This is a genomic window from Thioclava indica (assembly GCF_000714545.1).
In the GTDB taxonomy this organism is placed as follows: domain Bacteria; phylum Pseudomonadota; class Alphaproteobacteria; order Rhodobacterales; family Rhodobacteraceae; genus Thioclava; species Thioclava indica.
The window spans coordinates 19,055-35,919 of sequence record NZ_AUNB01000032.1 but is presented as its reverse complement, the minus strand read 5'-3'; the positions used below and the strand labels follow the sequence as shown (position 1 = coordinate 35,919).

Here is a 16,865-nt window from a genome sequence, read left to right as displayed (position 1 = left end):
CCGCCCGGTCCCGAAGGAGCCGCAGCCACGATGTCGATATACGCCGTCGCGGTATCTGTGCCGCCGTTTTGATCAGACACCGTATAAGTCACGCTGGCCGTGCCGCTGGCATCGCTCTCGGGCGTGAACGAGATGTTGTTCCCCGAGGTCAGTTTCGCGCTGCCCTGTGTCGAACCCACGACATTCGTCAGAATGAGAGCATCGCCATCCGCATCGCTGTCATTGGACAGAAGCTGCGATTGTTGCAAAATCAACGGTGCATTCGGCGAGGTTTTGAAGTTGATGTCGTCATGTGCGACGGGGGCTGCGTTCTCGACTGCGGGCGTCGTGGGGGCCGGGTCGGGCGTCACGACAGGGTCAGGATCGGGAGTGACAACAGGGTCGGGCGTGGATGTCGTGGGAGGCGAGGTCACTGAACTCGAACCATCCATATCGGCGCCAAGATTAACCGCAACCGATCCTGCGGAAATGCTGAAATCGCCATTCGCGGGGTTCACGAAACCCGGATTAACGCCGATCAGATTGCCGTCAGCCGCGCTCGGGGCGTCATTGCCGCCATCGGTGGATGCAGACATCTGCCCCGTCTTGCCGTTGTACAAGACGTTGTCTTCCCAAACGACATTGTCGTTCGAATAGCCGCCGTAGGAGTTGTTATCAATCGCGGTGTTGTTGCTATTGATGCTGGGGTCGGCCACGGCGATGTTGTTGACGAAGGTGTTGTTGCTCGACTGCGCATTCGAGATTTCACCGCGCCAGGTGCCGTCATTCTGCAGATCGACATTGTTGTGATAGGCGGTGTTGTTGCTCACCGTCACATAGTCGCTCCAGGTGACCTGAATACCCTTGCCACCGTTGCCATAGGCGACGTTGTTTTCTACCAGCGTCGGGTAAGTGTAATTCGGGTGGCCATCGGTCTGGGTGCTTTGGAAATCATCGATGATGATGCCGTTGCCATCGGTATGCGCGCCGCTTTGGGTCACGTTGTCATGGGTGATGTTGTCGCGGATAATCGTGCGATATCCGGGCGTCGTGGTATCGCCGCTGACATTGCGATTCTGATAGATCGAGATCCCCGAGTACCAGCCTGATGAGGCATTGTCATAGGTCTCGTTGCCCTCAATGGTGATGAATTCCGAGTAGTTGAACTGAATGCCGGACTCGCCGTTACCATGCACGGTATTGTCGGCAATGGTGATGTGGTGGACGCTGTTGGCCTCAATCCCGTCTCCCGCGGCATTCGCGATGTCGAACCCCTCAATCGTGACATAGTTCGCATTCACGCTGATTGCGTTCCACGCGCCTGAAGGCGGGCGGATCAGGGCCGTGCCGGGGTCTTCGGCGCGGATCGTGATATCGCCTGCAGCCGAGCCGCCTTGGTTAATATTGAGGGACTCGTTGTAGGTGCCCGCGCGCACAACAATCTCGTCTCCGGGGTTGAGATTGGCGTTGAGCGCTTGTCCGATAGTTCGAAACGGAGAACCGTCGCTGCCGTTCGCGTTATCGTTGCCGTTCGTGTCGACGTAGTAGACCGTCATTCTTGCCTCCAGTAGGATTTTGACCGGGGAGTCTGCCAAGCACCTCGAAAGGTATAGGGGCACTGGCCGAAAGATCCTTTGCTTCGATCATTTGCATAATGCGAAGGATAGATAGCATCGAGATTCCTATAACGGCAGATGCCCCCGGGAACGTAAGCGGCAACTTGACAATGAGTTTTGCATTTTGCGCCGATTTAGGTTTCGGAGACGTTAACGGCGCAGTTTTTTTATCCGAAGGTCAGCAGCTTGTCTTACGGAGGTGCAGGGGCGTGAAATGGGCGGGTTTATGCCGGTTAAGTTCTGAAGGCGGAGCTCTGGCACGAAATCGGTCCCTATCTGGCAATCCTCCGCTTGCCGGTGGCGATTTTTGGACGCGTCTTTTACCCGCAAAGCGACTCGGTCTTGTCGCCGGGCGGAGCGCCAGTAGGCCTCCGAGCGCACCGTTTCGGGGCTTTACGCAAAAGGCGTAGGGCGGGTGCATCCGGATGAGATGAGCGTTTCAAACGGATGTCGCGCAGCACGGTGCCGGTGTCTTTTGGTGCAGGCAGGCGCAAATTAGCGGTGCCCGCGCGGCGTTTGGCGGTGGCGGTCCAAGCCCCAATTCCACCGATCCGCAACGCGCTACGCCCAATAGCGCGGTTCTTAAACGACGCGTGATTTGTCAGCTTTGATCTGTGGTTAAACGCCGCCAAGGGCCTGATCGGGGCGCTGCGGCCAAGCAACGGATCAATGATGTGCCAATCGTGAATTGCTCGCTCGCCGCAGATGTAAAGATCACCCACCCGGATCTGGTGAATATCTATGGCTGCACGATTGGCAGCCAGACCCAGATCGGCCCGTTCGTTGAAATGCAAGCCGATACCAGCATCGGCGCGCGGTGCAAGATTTCCTCGCATAGTTTCGTGTGTAGCGGCGTCACGCTGGAGGATGGGGTGTTTGTCGGCCACGGCGTGATGTTCACCAATGACATGTATCCCGCCAGTACCAATCCCGATGGCGCGCTGAAAGGTGCGCAAGATTGGGAGTGCCTTGAGACGCGGGTCGGGCGCGGTGCCTCTATCGGCTCTAACGCCACCATTTTGTGCGGCATCTCGATCGGCGCGGGCGCGCTGATCGGGGCTGGCGCGGTCGTCACCCGAGACGTGCCCGCGCGCACAATCGTCGCAGGCGTGCCCGCGCGGGTCATCGGAGAGGTGCCGCTCGCGCAAAGCAACGGCCAATCTCATTCATCGACACGACAGTCGCAGCAACCGGAGGACCGGGCATGATCAACGTAGGAGTCGCAGGATACGGCTATTGGGGACCAAACCTCGCCCGGGCGGTCTCGGAATCGGGTTGCGCGCGCGTAGAGATGATCGCAGATCGCGACAGCACGGCGCGGGGACGCGCGGCGCAGCGCCATCCGGCGGCACGGCTGAGCGATGATATTCTGGAAATGATCGCAGACCCCAAGGTCGATGCGGTGATGATCGCCACGCCCGTTGCGAGCCATTTCAGCCTTGCGATGGCCGCAATTCAGGCGGGCAAGCATGTGCTGGTCGAAAAGCCGATGGCCGATACGCCCCAGCGCGCCGCGCAACTGGTCGAGGCGGCTGCGCGCAAAGGCGTGATCCTGATGGTCGATCACACCTTCATCTATACCGGCGCGGTGCAAAAGATTTCAGAGCTGATGCATTCGGGTGAACTGGGCAAGATGTATTACTACGACTCCACGCGGGTGAACCTTGGAATTTTCCAGCGCGACGTGGATGTGATCTGGGATCTGGCGGTGCATGACATCGCGATCCTCGACCATCTTCTGGGGGCCAGCCCGATTGCGGTGTCTGCCAGCGCGGCGGCCTGTATCAAAGGCAGCCCGGCCAATATGGCGCATCTGTCGATCTATTATGATGACGGGGTGATGGCCTATCTCAACGTGAATTGGCTTGCGCCCGTCAAGATCCGTCAGACCGTGATCGGGGGTAGCCAGCGGATGGTGATCTATGACGACATGCAAACCAGCGAAAAGGTCAAGGTCTATGATCGCGGCGCGGCTCCGGGCAGTGATCCTTACGAGCCGCTGGTGTCCTATCGCCTTGGGGATATGCGCGCGCCTGCGCTGTCGTCCAAAGAGGCGCTGGTAACCGAGGTTCAGGAATTCGCGCGCTGCATCGACACCAAGGCTACGCCTTTGACCGATGGCGTCGGAGGCTTGCGCGTCGTCGAGCTGCTTGCCGCGGCAACCCTTTCCACAACCCGTCGGGGCTTCCCCGTCGAACTTGGCCAGAAAAGAGAGGCGTCATGATCCCGTTCCTGAACCTTCGCGCCCAATATCGCGCCATCGCCCCCGAGATCGAAGAAGCCGTGCTGCAAGTGCTGCGCAGCGGCAATTATGTGCTGGGCGAGCCTGTCGAGGCATTTGAGGAGAACTTCGCGCTTTATTGCGGGGCGGGCTCGGTGATTGGCGTCAGCAGTGGCACCTCGGCGTTGCATCTGGCGCTGCTGGCCGCCGGGATTGGGCCGGGCGATGAGGTGATCACCACGCCGTCCACTTTCGTCGCCACGGTGGCCGCGATCCTTTACACTGGCGCAACGCCCGTTCTCGTCGATATCGACCCCGAGACATGGAACATGGACCCCGCGCTGATCGAGGCCGCCATCACTCTGCGCACCCGCGCGATCATGCCGGTGCATTTACATGGCCGCCTCGCCGATATGCAGTCCATCGTCGCAATTGCGCGCCGCCACAGGCTGCTGGTGATCGAAGACGCCGCACAGGCCCATGGCGCGCAACGCGGCTCGCAGCGAGCGGGCACATTCGGCGATATCGGTTGCTTCAGCTTTTATCCGGGCAAGAACCTTGGCGCATGCGGCGAGGGCGGGGCGGTCGTTACCAGTTCGGCAGAGCTGGATGAGAAGGTGCGCTGTCTGCGCGACTGGGGCCAGAAGGGCAAAGGCAATCACGTCGTTGAAGGCTACAATTTCCGCATGGATGCGGTGCAGGGTGCGATCCTTGATGTGAAGCTGCGCCATCTTGATGCGTGGAACGCCGCGCGTCGTCGCATCGCCAACATGTATCACGAAGGACTTGCCCCCGACATCTCGCGCGCCAAGGGGCCGTTCGGCGAGGATCATGTGGGCCATGTCTATGCGATCCGCGTGGCCAATCGCGCCGAGTTCCAAGCCAATCTGGAAACCGCCGGAGTGCCCACCAGTATCCACTACCCCCTCCCGGTGCATCTGCAACCCGCCTATGCCCGCATGGGCTATGCGGGCGGCGATTTCCCGATTGCAGAGGCTTACGCCGACACGACCGTCTCGCTGCCCATCCACCCCGATCTGACGGACAAACATGTCGAGCATATCATCGAGTCGGTGAACCGCTTCGCTGGCGCGATGGCTCCAATGGAAATGCAAGGATAATCCCATGAGCACGCAGTCTATTCTGGCAAACAAGCGCATTCTGGTCACCGGCGGCAGTGGCTTTGTCGGCTCTCATATCGTCGATCTTCTGCTGGCCGAGAACTGCGGCGAGATCATCGTCATTGACAACATGGTGCGCGGGCGGCGTGAAAACTTGGCTGCGGCGTTGGGCGACAGGCGGGTAACGGTGATCGAAGGCGACATTCGCGACACCGACCTGATGGAGCGTTTGGTCGCAGGCACCGATACCGTGTTTCATCAGGCTGCCCTGCGCATCACCCATTGTGCCGCCGAACCTGATGAGGCGATGTCGGTGATGGTGCAGGCCACCTACGACCTTTTGCAGATGTGTCAGCGCGCGGGCACACGTAAGGTGGTGATGGCGTCTTCGGCCTCGATCTATGGCATGGCCGCGCATTTCCCGACCACCGAATCCGAGCCGCCCTATCCCAACCGCACGCTGTATGGTGCGGCCAAGACGTTTGGCGAGGGGCTGCTGCGCTCGTTCAACGATATGTACGGGCTGGAATATGTCGCGCTGCGCTACTTCAATGTCTACGGTCCGCGCATGGATCTGCATGGCCGCTACACCGAAGTCATGGTGCGCTGGATGGAGCGGATCGCCAATGGGGAACCGCCGATCGTGTTCGGCGACGGGCTTCAGACGATGGATATGATCGACGTGCGTGACGTGGCGCGGGCCAATATCCTTGCGGCCAGCGTGCCGGTCTCGGATGCGGTGTTCAACGTGGGCAGCGAGAGCGAAACCTCGCTTCTGGAACTGGCCAAGCTGCTATCCGCCGGGATGGGGCGGCCCGATCTGGTGCCAACCCACGCGCCCGAGCGCAACGTCAACCCGGTGCCGCGCCGTCTCGCCTCGGGGGCGCTGGCCGCCAAACAGCTTGGTTTCACCCCGCAGATCCCGGTCGCCGAAGGTCTCGCCGATCTGATTGCATGGTGGCAGGCTGAAACGACGACGAAGCAAACGCGGGAGATGTTCGCATGATACCGATTGCCAAACCGCTCTTGGGCGAGGCCGAAGCGCAGGCCGCCCATAACGCGGTCTTGTCGGGCTGGGTCTCGCAAGGGCCGCAAGTGGCCGCGTTCGAGGCCGATTTCGCCGCCCTCGTTGGCGCCCCCCATGCGGTGGCCGTGTCCAACTGCACGACCGCGCTGCATCTGGCCTGTCAGGCGGTGGGCGTTGGTCCCGGCGATGAGGTGATCACCGTCAGCCATTCCTTTGTCGCGACGGGCAACGCGATCCGGCAATGCGGCGCAATGCCTGTGTTCGTCGATATCGAGGCGGATGGCTACAATATCGACCCCGAGGCAGTCGCGCAGGCGATCACGCCGCGCACCAAGGCGATCATGTGTGTGCATCAGATCGGGATGCCCTGTGATCTCACGGCGCTGCTTTTGATTGCGCGCGCTCATGATCTGCCGCTGATCGAGGATGCGGCCTGCGCCATCGGCTCGGAAATCCGCGTTGACGGGCAATGGGGCAAGATTGGCGCGCCCCATGGCGATATCGCGTGTTTCTCGTTTCATCCGCGCAAGGTCATCACGACAGGCGAGGGCGGGATGCTGACCACCCGAAACCCTGAATATGACGCGAAATTCCGGTTGTGGCGCCAGCACGGGATGTCGATTTCCGACACCGCCCGTCACGCCGCTGCAAGTGTCGTGTTCGAAAGCTATATCGAGCGCGGCTATAACTACCGCATGACCGATATTCAGGCGTCTGTCGGGCGCGTGCAACTCGGGCGGCTCGACATGATCGTGCGTCGCCGCCGTGAGATTGCCGCGCATTATGATGCGATGCTGGCTGAGATTGAGGGGCTATCCACGCCGTTCGAACCCGATTGGGCGCGCTCCAACTGGCAAAGCTATTGCGTGCGTCTTGACCCGGCGATTGATCAGCGCGCCTTGATGCAAGGCTTGCTGGATCAGGGCGTGACCACGCGGCGCGCCATCATGTGCATGCATATGGAACCCGCGCAGGCGGATGTCGAACTGCGTCATTCGCTGATCCGTTCCGAACAGGCGCGCGATCACGCGATCCTACTGCCGCTATATGCCCAGATGAGCGATGCCGAGGTGGCCACAGTCGTCGACACGCTGCGCGATGAGATGGCAAAGGCGCGCGGGGCCGGCGCGTCGCGGCGCAAGCGTGGGACGCTAAAGATTGTGGCGACCTCGAACGCTGACGCGGTGCGTGCAGCCCAGCCGATGCGCGAGCCGGGGTGATGAAACAGGACGGCGATCCGGGGCGCGCGGGCAACCTTGGCGCGATATCGCCCCTAGCTGCGGCGCGGAATTTCGCGTGCCGGATTGCCCACCATCACCGCGCCGGGGGCCACGTCATTCAACACATTCGCCCCCATCCCGATCAGTGCTCCATTCCCGATACGCACGCCGTTGCGGATCGAACAGGCGCTGGCGATATAACAACTCTCGCCGATCTCGACCGCGCCCGCGATGGTCACGTTCGAGCCGATCAGCGAATGATCCCCGATGCGCACATCATGATGAATGACGGAATGGGGCAGCACCATTACATGCGCGCCCAAAACAGCGTTCGAGGTCAGCGTAACACCACAATGCAGCACCGTGCCCGTGCCCAGTTGCGCAAAACGCGACACGGTCGCGCGCGGGTGGATGATGCGGGCGTAACGATCCTGCGGGATGGCCAGCCGCGCGATCAGCGCAGCGCGTTGGCGATACGAGGTTTGCGAGCCGATCAGGAACACAAATTGCGCGTCGGGAAAGTCATGTGCCTGCGAGAGCGGGACGACTGGCACGCCCTCAAAATCGGGGGCATGGGCGGGATCGTCCGACAGGATCGCGGAGATCTCGAACTCCGCCTCGACCGCCTCGAAAATCTCGCGCGTGTTTCCGCTCAGTCCGATCAGCACGATTTTCCGGGTTGTCACCGCGATTTTCCATTTTCTGCAAAAGGGTTTGGCCTGATACTCAAGCTTGACCAATGCCATATCACGATTCGTACCTTACGGTCATCGTCTTGCAAGCGGTCGGTCTTGCGGCGGAAAATGGCCGCTCAGGTCTCGCGGCGATGGTCGCGCAGCGCGTCGCGTGATCAAACACCGCAGCGCAACGGCCCGGAAATGGCGAGCCAAGACGAAGCCTCCCGCGCCGCCGCCACGTAAGGATGACCCCAGAATGACGCATCCCCCCCACACTCATGGCCGAGCCGAGCTGCGCGCGGCGCGCAAGGCCTCTTGGGGGCTTTATACCTGTGTCGGGGTGTTCAGCATCTTTGTGAATCTGCTGATGCTGACCGGGCCACTTTACATGTTGCAGGTCTATGACCGGGTGCTGGGCAGCCGTTCGGTCGAGACGCTGGTGGCGCTGACCGCACTGGTGGCGTTTCTCTATGCGATGATGGGGCTGCTCGATTACGCGCGCGGCCGGATCATGGGACGGGTCGGCGCGCGGTTTCAGGCGCGTCTGGATCGCCGCGTATTCGATGCGGTGGTGCGCAAATCCGCGATCGCGCCGGACGAGCACACGACCACCGGGCTTGCCGATCTGGAGGCGGTGCAACGCCTGATCGCCTCGCCCGTGCTGACGGCCGTGTTCGACCTGCCTTGGACGCCGCTTTTCCTTGCGGGGATCTGGATTTTCCATCCTTGGCTCGGAACGTTGGCACTGGCGGGCGGCGCGTTGCTGGTCGCGGTTGCGCTGTTTAACCAGTTTGCTACGCGCACGTCGCTTGCAAATGCCAATCAGGCGGCGGTTCAGGCCGGGATGATGGCCAATCAAATCCGCTCTGAGGCCGAGATGGTGCAGGCGATGGGGATGCGCGATGCCGCCTTTGAGCGCTGGCAAAAGGCACGCGGGCGCGCGCTTGGGGCGCAGATCCGCGCCTCGGATCTGGGGGGCACGTTTTCGGTCACCACCAAGACATTCCGGCTGTTTCTACAATCGGCGATGCTGGGTCTCGGGGCTTATCTGGTGCTGCGCGGCGAGATGACAGCGGGCGCGATGATCGCGGCCTCGATCCTGCTGGGGCGCGCCTTGGCCCCCGTCGAGCAGATTGTGGGTCAATGGGCCACGATCCAGCGGGCGCGCAAGGGCTGGAGCAGCCTAGAGATTTTGCTCGAACAGGTGCCCCCCGAAACCCCGCGCACCGAATTGCCCCGCCCCAAGGCGCGCCTTGAGGTGCAAAACCTGTCAATCCTCGCGCCGGGTGAGGCCGAACCCGTTCTCAAATCCATCAACTTCAAGGTCGAGCCGGGGCAGGCCATCGGCGTGATCGGCACCTCAGGCTCTGGCAAATCCACGCTGGCACGCGCGATTACCGGCGTGTGGCGGCCGCGTTCGGGAACGATCCGGCTGGATGGCGCGACGCTCGATCAGTTTGCGCCCCACATCCTTGGCCGCCATATCGGCTATCTGCCCCAGCGCGTGCAATTGTTTGACGGCACGATTGCCGAAAATATCGCGCGCCTGTCGGACGCGCCCGACCCGGCGGCAGTCGTTGCTGCGGCTACCAAGGCCGATGCCCATGAGATGATCCTCAAGCTGCCGCAGGGCTATGACACCCTGGTTTCGGCCAATGGCGGGCGCTTGTCGGGCGGGCAGATGCAGCGCATCGGTTTGGCGCGCGCGATGTATGGCGATCCGGTGATCCTCGTGCTGGACGAGCCCAATTCCAATCTCGACAGCGAGGGCAGCGCCGCCGTGAACCGCGCGATCCGGGGCTTCATGGAGGCGGGTAAATCGGTGCTGATCATGGCCCACCGCCCCGCCGCAATCAAGGAATGCAACATCTTGCTGATGCTGGAAAACGGGGCAGTGCGCGCCTTTGGTCCCAAGGACGACGTGCTGCGCGAGGTGGTGCAGAACCGCTCGACGATCGTGAAATCCACAGGCACCGGGGGGATCCGATGATGAAGCGCGCACCGCGCCCGGCATGGTCCGCATATTGGCCGATTTCGATTGGGGTGTTCGGCCTTGTCCTGCTGCTGGGCGGTTTTGGCAGTTGGGCGGCATTCACCAATATCGCGGGGGCGGTGATCGCCAATGGTCGCATCGAAGTCGATCAGAACCGCCAGGTCGTGCAGCATCCCGATGGCGGGGTGGTTTCAGAGATTCTGGTCGATGAGGGCGAGATGGTTCAGGCCGGGCAGCCCTTGCTGCGCCTTGATCCCACGACGCTCAAATCCAAGTTGCTGATTACGGAAAACGAGCTTTATGAGCTGATGGCGCGGCGGGGCCGCCTTGAGGCCGAGCGCGATGGCAACAGCGAGATCACCTTCGACCCGCTGGTCGTCAAGGCGGCGCGCGAGAATGCCGATATTCAAGGCTTGATGGATGGTCAAAGGCGTCTACTGGCCGCGCGCGCCGAGACGCTGACGAATGAAGTCTCGCAGCTTAAGAAACGCAAGCTGCAGATCGCCGATCAGATCAAGGGGATCGTGGCGCAGCAAAGCGCGCTGAGCCAGCAAACCGACTTGATCAGCGGCGAGTTGAGCGATCAGCAATCGCTGCTGGATCGCGGGCTGGCACAGGCCTCGCGCGTGCTGTCCCTGCGGCGCGAAGAGGCGGGGCTGATGGGCAGTCTGGGTGAGTTGACCGCGCAAAAGGCGCAAGCCGAGGGCCGCATGACCGAGATTGATATCGAGCTGCTAAAGCTGCAATCTGGCCTGCGCGAAGAGACCAACACGACGTTGCAAGACCTGCAATATCGCGAGCTGGAACTGCGCGAGCAACGCCTGTCGCTGATCGAGCAGATCGACCGGCTGGAGATCGCCGCGCCGGTGTCGGGTGTGGTTTACGGGTTGCAGGTCTTTGCGCCGCGCTCGGTGCTCAAGCCTGCCGATCAAGTCCTGTTTATCGTGCCGCAGGACCGCCCGCTGGTCATTCACGCGCAGGTCGTGCCAAGCCATATCGACCAGATCCGCATCGGGCAGGACGTGCGCGTGCGCTTTTCGGCGCTGGATCGGCGCACGACGCCGGAACTGACCGGGAAAGTCGTGCAGATCTCGGCGGATGCGTTTACGGATGAAAGCTCGAAGGCGAGCTATTACCGCGTCGAAATCACCCTCAGCGAGAGCGAGCGCGAGCGTCTGCCAGACGATGTCACCCTGATCCCCGGCATGCCGGTCGAGGTGTTCATCCGTACGCAGGATCGCACGCCGCTGGCCTATCTCGTCAAACCCCTCAGCGACTATTTCGCCCGCGCCTTCCGCGGCTAAGGCGCACAGCAAAGCGGCGAGCCGGTGGCTCGCGGCGCAGCGCGCACGGGGGCGCAGACACAAACCTGCCATCTTGAGACGCGAGAGTTGGTGTGGCGGGTGGGGGGGCTACAATCTGAGCCGCCAGCCCCTTCAGTCGCGCAGGCGACGCCCTTGCGCGATGTCTGTCTTACGCATCCGGCGCGCCGCGAACCTACCAGGCATCGGCGCGCGCGGCATGGGCAAAGGCCGTGCCATCGCCAAACGGATACAGCGCCTGACGCTGTGGGTCGACGCGGTTAAGCAGCGTCAGAACCTTGTCCACCCCCGCCATCTGCAAGTGACTGGCGTTTGCGCGCACCGTATCCAGCGGCGTGCGTCCCCAGCCCACGACCATCAGAACCTCTTCCATCACCGAGGCGATATGGGTCGTCGAGGCACTGCTAAGCGCAGGCGGGCAAACGAAGATCGCCATTAGACGATGGGTCGAGGCATATTTTAGGATCGAGCGAATGGCTTGCCCGTCTTCGAGAGCCGGGATCGGCCCGTTGCCACGATGCAGAATGCGCAGCCCGTCCGTGTCCAGACAATCGACCAGCTCGCCCAGATCGCGCCCCTCGCGCAGATGTTCGGCCAGCCCGCCCGGGCCGGTCTGGGACAGCGCCTTGTCGGGATGCAGAAACGCGGGCAGGCGCTCGATATACCACGGTTCACGCTTGCCAACCGTGTCGATCAGCAACACAGCCTGACCGCTTGCAACCAATTCGCGCGCCATTCGATACCCGACGAAACGCGCGCCATCATGGGGCTGCACCGGCGTGATCATCAGGCTGCGCGGCAGCGCCCCGCCTTCCTGCGCAGAGATCATCGCAATGCTCGAACTCAGCGCCGTCCTGAGATGGCGCTCGCTGCTGCCTGCCGTATCGCGGCGCCGCAATGCGGGCAGCATCCCGACCGCCACAAGATCGGGGTCATCCTCGAATTGCGTCAGCGAGCGCGCCTTGCGATCAATCAGCTCGCGCCCCCCCGCCAAGGTCAGCGCCAGAAGGGTCGATGCGAGGAACGTGACGATCAGATAGATCTTGCGCCCCCGCCCCTCGGGCCAGATCGGCGGCACTGCGGGGGCAATCATTTCAAGGTCCAGCGCAGGCTGGGACAGGCGCGCCTCTAACTGGCGGCGTTGATTCTCATAGCCATCGAGAATTGCGCGCTGGGCATCGGCGCGCCGGATCAGGTTGATCAGGTTCAACTCGGCCACGGTGGTCTTGGACAACGTGCCCTGAAGGCGATCGCTGGTGCGCGCCAGACGCGCTTCCTCATCCTTGAACTGGCCAAGCTGGGCGCGCATCGAGCCAGCCCATTCGCCAAGTGCCGCCCGGATCGAGCTTTCGATCTCGGCGATATGGGCGCGTTCCATCATCACCCCGCCATAAGCTTCGCCATAGCTTGCCGTCAGTTGGGCCAGCGCGCGTTTGCGCAGTTGCAGCGCCTTGCGCAGTTCGCCGATTTCCTCGGGCTCGTCCTGCGTAATGCCGTTGCCGTCTGCAAGCGCAGCATCCACCGAGCGCAGCTTGCCACGCAGTTCCGCCATCTGGCGCTGAATATCGGACAGTTGTTCATTGACCAGAACGATGCGGCTTTGCTCCAGCGTTTCCGAGCGTCCGACCGAGGTGACGCCACTTTCTTGCTGATAGGCCTGCGCTTCGGCGGCCGCACTTGCGACATTGCTTTTCTGCGCAGCGATCTGGGTATCAAGCAACGCCAACGCCCCTGAGATCCTTTGCTGATGTTTGGCCTCGCGATCGGCCAGATAGATACCGATCATCGCGTTGGGCACATCTGCCGCAAGCTGGGGATCGCGAGCGGTAAAGCTGATCTGCACCACTTGGCTTTTGGTTTCGTGCCAGACCGAGAGGTGCTGATAATAGTTTGACAAAACGCGATCTGGCGTCTCTTGGGGCGGCGGCGCAGGCATGCCGCTCAGGGCCGACTTCACCGCCGTCCAAGTGCTACGCAACGGGCCGGGCGGGGCCAGTTGCGGATTGAACTCGGGATTGGCGGTCAGATCGAAATGCGCGATGACCTGATCGGCAATCCCGCGTGAGCGCAGCCGCTCGACCTCGTCGCTCAGATCGGGGGCAAGCGTCTCGTTGCTGGTGTCGATCGACAAGGTGGGATGGATCAAAAACCGGGCCTGCGCGCGATAGGACGGCTCGATCGCGATAATGAAGGGCAGGGTGGCAAGCGTCAGCAGGGCGGTGACTGCCGCAATAAACCGCGCGTTGCGGCGCACCATGCGCAGCGTCGCGCTGAGGTCGAAATCGGCCTCGCGCGGTCGTGCGGGTTCAGGAGCGGCAAAGGTCGAACGCGAGGCTCGATTAGGTTGAAGCTGGTTCATACGGTGCCTCGCTGGGCTGAAGCGCCACGCAGAGCGCCTCTGGAAACCGAACGATGCATGGCGTCGAGCTTGCCGATATAGGCCTCGATGCTAAGCGCGTTCCGATATTGATCGCGCCCCGCCATGGCGAGTTGCGCGCGGGTTTCGGGATGGGCGACCAGATCGGCAAGCGCGCGTGCCAGCGCCTCGACATCGCCCACGGGAACGAAGCGGCAGGTCTCTTCATCGTGCAGGATTTCTTCATGCGCGCCCACGCGGGTCGTCACCACGGCAAGCCCATGTGCCAGTCCTTCAAGGACCGCCATCGCCATGCCCTCGGCATGAGAGGGTAGCGCAAGGATATCAGAGCTTTCGGACAGTGCGCGGGTCTGCGCACGGTCAAGCCAGCCGGGCAGCGTCACCCGATCTGACAGGCCCAGCTGCGCAGCTTCGGCGCGGTAGTGATCGACAGGGCCATCGCCTGCCACAACAGCGGTCCAGTTCAGCGATGCCATGGCGGGATGGGAAAGCGCATTGAGCAATTCTGGCACGCCCTTGCGCGGTCCCAGCTGGCCAAGGAACACGATCCGCGCGGGCGCGTCTGGCGCAGGGGGGTCCAGCGTTGCATTGCCACTTTGGCGCGGATCGGGCACGGCATTGTGTAGCACGCTGATGCTGCGCGCAGGCACGCCCAGCAGATCGCTGGCCGTTGAACGGTCGCGCTCGCCCAGAACGATGACGCGATCGGCACCGCGAAACAGCGCACGGATCGCGCGCCTTTGCCATGGCGGGCGGCGTAGGAAATCGCTGGCATAGTCGAAATCATGTAGGTGCAGCACATGGGTGCAGCCAAGCCCGCGCGCCAGCCCGCCCAAGATCACCTTGCGCGCTGTGCTGCCGCGTCCGGCAATATGGAGATGATGCACCCGGTCCGGCGCCAGCAGACGGTCTTTCACCATCACCGCCATCGCGGCCCACAACAGGGGCGGCGAGCGCAGCTTGCTCCAGCGCGCTCCGCGTGTATCGGTGACAAGCTGATCATGCGCGCTTTGGGGCTGCGCCGTCAGGATATAGCCGATCAACCGGCCAATGCCCCCGCCATGCTCGGTGCCCCCGGCGACGTAGTGGCGCACGCTTGGCTCTGGCATGACCTTTGGACGGTTATGATTGGTTTTGCGCACGTTTCCCCACCCGGTCGCTGTCGGCTTTGATTTCAACTGTCCGGCAGGACCGCGCGCCAGACAACGTGACTTCCCGATATCGCGCCCATCTGTTTGGAGGACCGCCTAGGCCCTTTGGAGGATGCGGGTGTAAAGCTGATAGGCCCGCGTCCCCACGATCCGGGGGGCGACCACGGTTTCCGCCCAATGGCGCGCCCGCGCAGCGCATTGCGCTCGCAACGCGCTGTCGTCCTGCGCCATGCGAGCAATCGCATCCGCAAGCTGCGCGGGATCATTGGGGGGCACGACAAGCCCCGTTCCGTTCGGCTCGACACTGGCGCGCAGCTCGCCCACGTCGGTGACCACCACGGGCTTACCAAAAGTGGCCGCGACCGGCAGCACCCCGCTTTGCGACGCTTCGCGATAGGGCAGAACCACCAGATCGGCATCCAGAAAAAGCTGCGCCACCTCGGGATCTTCGATAAAGCGGTGGCGGATATCGTAGCATTCCGGCCGCCCCATCAGATCGCGCAGCGCCATCGGATCATCGCCGCGCCCGGCCACCACGATGCGCAAGCCCGGCACGCGATCGCCCAGCAGCGCCTCGGCGCGCAGCAAGGTATCAAGCCCCTTATAGGCAAAGACCCGGCCAAACAGCAAAACGCGGAAACTGCCATCCGGCGCGCGCCGCGCCATCCCCTTGACACGCGCGAGATCTCCGTAGCGCGGCATCGCGGGATGGGGCAGCACATGGATGCGATCAACGGGTTTGTGAAATGTCAGGGCAGCACTTTCGCGCAGGCCTTCGCCATGCACGACAACATCGCCCGACTGGCGCACCATCAGCCGCGGTGCCCAAGCCGGCAGCGTGGCCGTGTCGCGATCTCCGGGGTGCAGGCGCGTGTCGTGGATTGTCGTGAGCAGCGGGATCGGGCGCCAGAACGGCACCGCCAGATTGAGCCAGAACGCGGTGTTGCTTAGCAGATGGATAAGGTCGGGTTTGCGCTGCCGGATCAGTCGTGTCAGGCGCGCGAGAAACAGCGGATTGGCAAGGCTGCGATGGCGCGGCCAGTCCAGCAGGATCAACTCGACTGCGGGGTCAAGCGCATCACGCAGCGCCGCGAACCGCGCGCGCGGAGCGACCAGTGTCACCGGCATATTGGCCGCGACACCATTGGCGAATGCGATGGTGTAATCGACTGGCTCGGACCCGATCAGCAGCAGCTTCATGGTGCGCCGATCGGGGCGGTTGTGCCCATGCCTGCGCCCGAAATCTGCCCTGTCGCGCGCAAGCTGTCGCGGATGCGGCGGGCGAGGTTGGGCTCTGCGGGATCGCGCAGGCCCTCCCAAAGCAGCGCCAGCCGTGCGCCGGGCGAGGCCCCCTCAAGGCGCGCGCGCGCGATCTGGTAGGGGAAGTGTTCCGCCAGATCAAGCCGATGCGGGAGCCCTCGCGCGGCCAGAAATTGATTGGTGGCCGCAACGGTCGCGGCCCAATGCGCCATGCGTTTATGCAACATCGCTGCATCGTCTTGCGCGCGATACCAGTTGTTATTGTGAATGAGGTAATAGCCCAAGGATTCAGGCAGGGCAGCGACGCGCGCGAAAAACGGATAGATCCCGACCAGCCAGGCATCGGCAGAGATGCGAAAGCTGTCGGGAATGTCGCCGATGCGCTCCCACAGATCGCGGCGCACCGAAACGGCAGAGGTCATCGGAAACGACCAGCGCCCGCCCGAGCGCGTCATCCGCGGTGCCAGATCGCCGTCACACAGGCTGCGCGGGATCGGCGCGAACGCGTTGCTCCCATCGGGGCGCACGGGCTGAAGGCGATGATATACCAGCCCGACGCGGGCATCTACATCAAAGGCCGTCGCGATGGCAGCCAGTTTGCCAGGTGCGCACCAATCATCGGCATCCAGAAAGCACAGGATCTCGCCCTTGCTGTGGCGCACCCCGGTATTGATCGCGGCGGCCTGTCCGGCATTGGGCTGAAACACCGCCGTGATCTGATCGTCAAAAGTTTCGATCACCGCGCGGCTGTCATCGCTGGACCCGTCATCGACCACGATCACCTCGACGCGCATATCGGTCTGATCAAGCGCGCTTTGCACCGCGCGGGCGAGGTAGGCACCGTAATTGTAATTGTTGATGATGACGCTGATCAAAGGTGAGGTCATTGGACGAGGCTCCT

At 62.6% G+C, this 16,865-nt stretch carries 13 protein-coding genes; 7 read left to right on the top strand and 6 right to left on the bottom strand.

The window, feature by feature from the left end:
• Window positions 1–1,535: Ig-like domain-containing protein (locus DT23_RS11275; protein WP_038131288.1), on the bottom strand; the 1,535-nt coding region annotated here is incomplete at its 3' end.
• 674 nt (window positions 1,536–2,209) lie between these two features.
• Here DT23_RS11275 and DT23_RS11270 point away from each other — a divergent pair.
• From DT23_RS11270 to DT23_RS11250, 5 genes are read left to right on the top strand one after another with little or no spacing between them, the layout of a single operon-like run.
• The gene (locus tag DT23_RS11270) at window positions 2,210–2,803 is read left to right on the top strand and encodes an acyltransferase (RefSeq protein WP_240473597.1); all 594 of its coding nucleotides are present in this window, start codon (window positions 2,210–2,212) and stop codon (window positions 2,801–2,803) included.
• Window positions 2,800–3,819, top strand: a complete 1,020-nt coding sequence (locus DT23_RS11265) for a Gfo/Idh/MocA family protein (RefSeq protein ID WP_038131287.1) — start codon at window positions 2,800–2,802, stop codon at window positions 3,817–3,819. The genes DT23_RS11270 and DT23_RS11265 overlap by 4 nt, the downstream gene beginning before the upstream one ends.
• On the top strand, window positions 3,816–4,937 hold the full coding sequence (locus DT23_RS11260) for a DegT/DnrJ/EryC1/StrS family aminotransferase (RefSeq protein WP_038131286.1): 1,122 nt from the start codon (window positions 3,816–3,818) through the stop codon (window positions 4,935–4,937). Before DT23_RS11265 ends, DT23_RS11260 begins: the two co-directional genes overlap by 4 nt.
• A gap of 4 nt (window positions 4,938–4,941) precedes the next feature.
• A complete protein-coding gene (locus DT23_RS11255) occupies window positions 4,942–5,943 on the top strand; it encodes an SDR family NAD(P)-dependent oxidoreductase (RefSeq protein WP_038131282.1) in 1,002 nt (333 codons plus the stop codon).
• A complete protein-coding gene (locus DT23_RS11250) occupies window positions 5,940–7,184 on the top strand; it encodes a DegT/DnrJ/EryC1/StrS family aminotransferase (RefSeq protein ID WP_051697235.1) in 1,245 nt (414 codons plus the stop codon). Before DT23_RS11255 ends, DT23_RS11250 begins: the two co-directional genes overlap by 4 nt.
• Before the next feature lie 53 nt (window positions 7,185–7,237).
• On the opposite strand, the gene DT23_RS11245 is transcribed toward DT23_RS11250, so the two are convergent.
• Window positions 7,238–7,930, bottom strand: coding sequence for an acetyltransferase (locus DT23_RS11245; protein WP_081847119.1), 693 nt, complete (start codon window positions 7,928–7,930; stop codon window positions 7,238–7,240).
• Window positions 7,931–8,117: 187 nt separating this feature from the next.
• Here DT23_RS11245 and DT23_RS11240 point away from each other — a divergent pair, with 187 nt between their 5' ends.
• Together DT23_RS11240 and DT23_RS11235 are read left to right on the top strand one after the other, a co-directional pair.
• The gene (locus tag DT23_RS11240) at window positions 8,118–9,851 is read left to right on the top strand and encodes a type I secretion system permease/ATPase (RefSeq protein WP_038131280.1); all 1,734 of its coding nucleotides are present in this window, start codon (window positions 8,118–8,120) and stop codon (window positions 9,849–9,851) included.
• Window positions 9,848–11,158, top strand: a complete 1,311-nt coding sequence (locus tag DT23_RS11235) for an HlyD family type I secretion periplasmic adaptor subunit (RefSeq protein WP_420804689.1) — start codon at window positions 9,848–9,850, stop codon at window positions 11,156–11,158. Before DT23_RS11240 ends, DT23_RS11235 begins: the two co-directional genes overlap by 4 nt.
• A 193-nt stretch (window positions 11,159–11,351) precedes the next feature.
• Here DT23_RS11235 and DT23_RS11230 read toward each other — a convergent pair whose 3' ends face one another.
• From DT23_RS11230 to DT23_RS11215, 4 genes are all read right to left on the bottom strand, one after another.
• Window positions 11,352–13,535, bottom strand: coding sequence for a GumC family protein (locus DT23_RS11230; RefSeq protein WP_038131278.1), 2,184 nt, complete (start codon window positions 13,533–13,535; stop codon window positions 11,352–11,354).
• Window positions 13,532–14,647, bottom strand: coding sequence for a glycosyltransferase family 4 protein (locus DT23_RS11225; RefSeq protein WP_240473596.1), 1,116 nt, complete (start codon window positions 14,645–14,647; stop codon window positions 13,532–13,534). Before DT23_RS11225 ends, DT23_RS11230 begins: the two co-directional genes overlap by 4 nt.
• 153 nt (window positions 14,648–14,800) lie before the next feature.
• Complete coding sequence (locus DT23_RS11220; protein WP_038131275.1) at window positions 14,801–15,904, bottom strand: glycosyltransferase family 4 protein; 1,104 nt, start codon at window positions 15,902–15,904, stop codon at window positions 14,801–14,803.
• Window positions 15,901–16,851: a glycosyltransferase gene (locus tag DT23_RS11215; RefSeq protein WP_038131273.1), complete on the bottom strand. Its 951-nt coding sequence runs from the start codon at window positions 16,849–16,851 to the stop codon at window positions 15,901–15,903. Before DT23_RS11215 ends, DT23_RS11220 begins: the two co-directional genes overlap by 4 nt.
• Between the last annotated feature and the right edge of the window lie 14 nt (window positions 16,852–16,865).

What these genes read in the sequence shown, in the direction of transcription:
- DT23_RS11265 (WP_038131287.1), top strand. Translation starts at nt 2,800, where the DNA reads ATGATCAACGTAGGAGTCGCAGGATACGGCTATTGGGGACCAAACCTC.
- DT23_RS11260 (WP_038131286.1), top strand. Translation starts at nt 3,816, where the DNA reads ATGATCCCGTTCCTGAACCTTCGCGCCCAATATCGCGCCATCGCCCCC.
- DT23_RS11235 (WP_420804689.1), top strand. Translation starts at nt 9,848, where the DNA reads ATGATGAAGCGCGCACCGCGCCCGGCATGGTCCGCATATTGGCCGATT.
- DT23_RS11215 (WP_038131273.1), bottom strand. Translation starts at nt 16,851, where the DNA reads ATGACCTCACCTTTGATCAGCGTCATCATCAACAATTACAATTACGGT.
- DT23_RS11250 (WP_051697235.1), top strand. Translation starts at nt 5,940, where the DNA reads ATGATACCGATTGCCAAACCGCTCTTGGGCGAGGCCGAAGCGCAGGCC.
- DT23_RS11230 (WP_038131278.1), bottom strand. Translation starts at nt 13,535, where the DNA reads ATGAACCAGCTTCAACCTAATCGAGCCTCGCGTTCGACCTTTGCCGCT.
- DT23_RS11240 (WP_038131280.1), top strand. Translation starts at nt 8,118, where the DNA reads ATGACGCATCCCCCCCACACTCATGGCCGAGCCGAGCTGCGCGCGGCG.
- DT23_RS11255 (WP_038131282.1), top strand. Translation starts at nt 4,942, where the DNA reads ATGAGCACGCAGTCTATTCTGGCAAACAAGCGCATTCTGGTCACCGGC.
- DT23_RS11220 (WP_038131275.1), bottom strand. Translation starts at nt 15,904, where the DNA reads ATGAAGCTGCTGCTGATCGGGTCCGAGCCAGTCGATTACACCATCGCA.
- DT23_RS11245 (WP_081847119.1), bottom strand. Translation starts at nt 7,930, where the DNA reads ATGGCATTGGTCAAGCTTGAGTATCAGGCCAAACCCTTTTGCAGAAAA.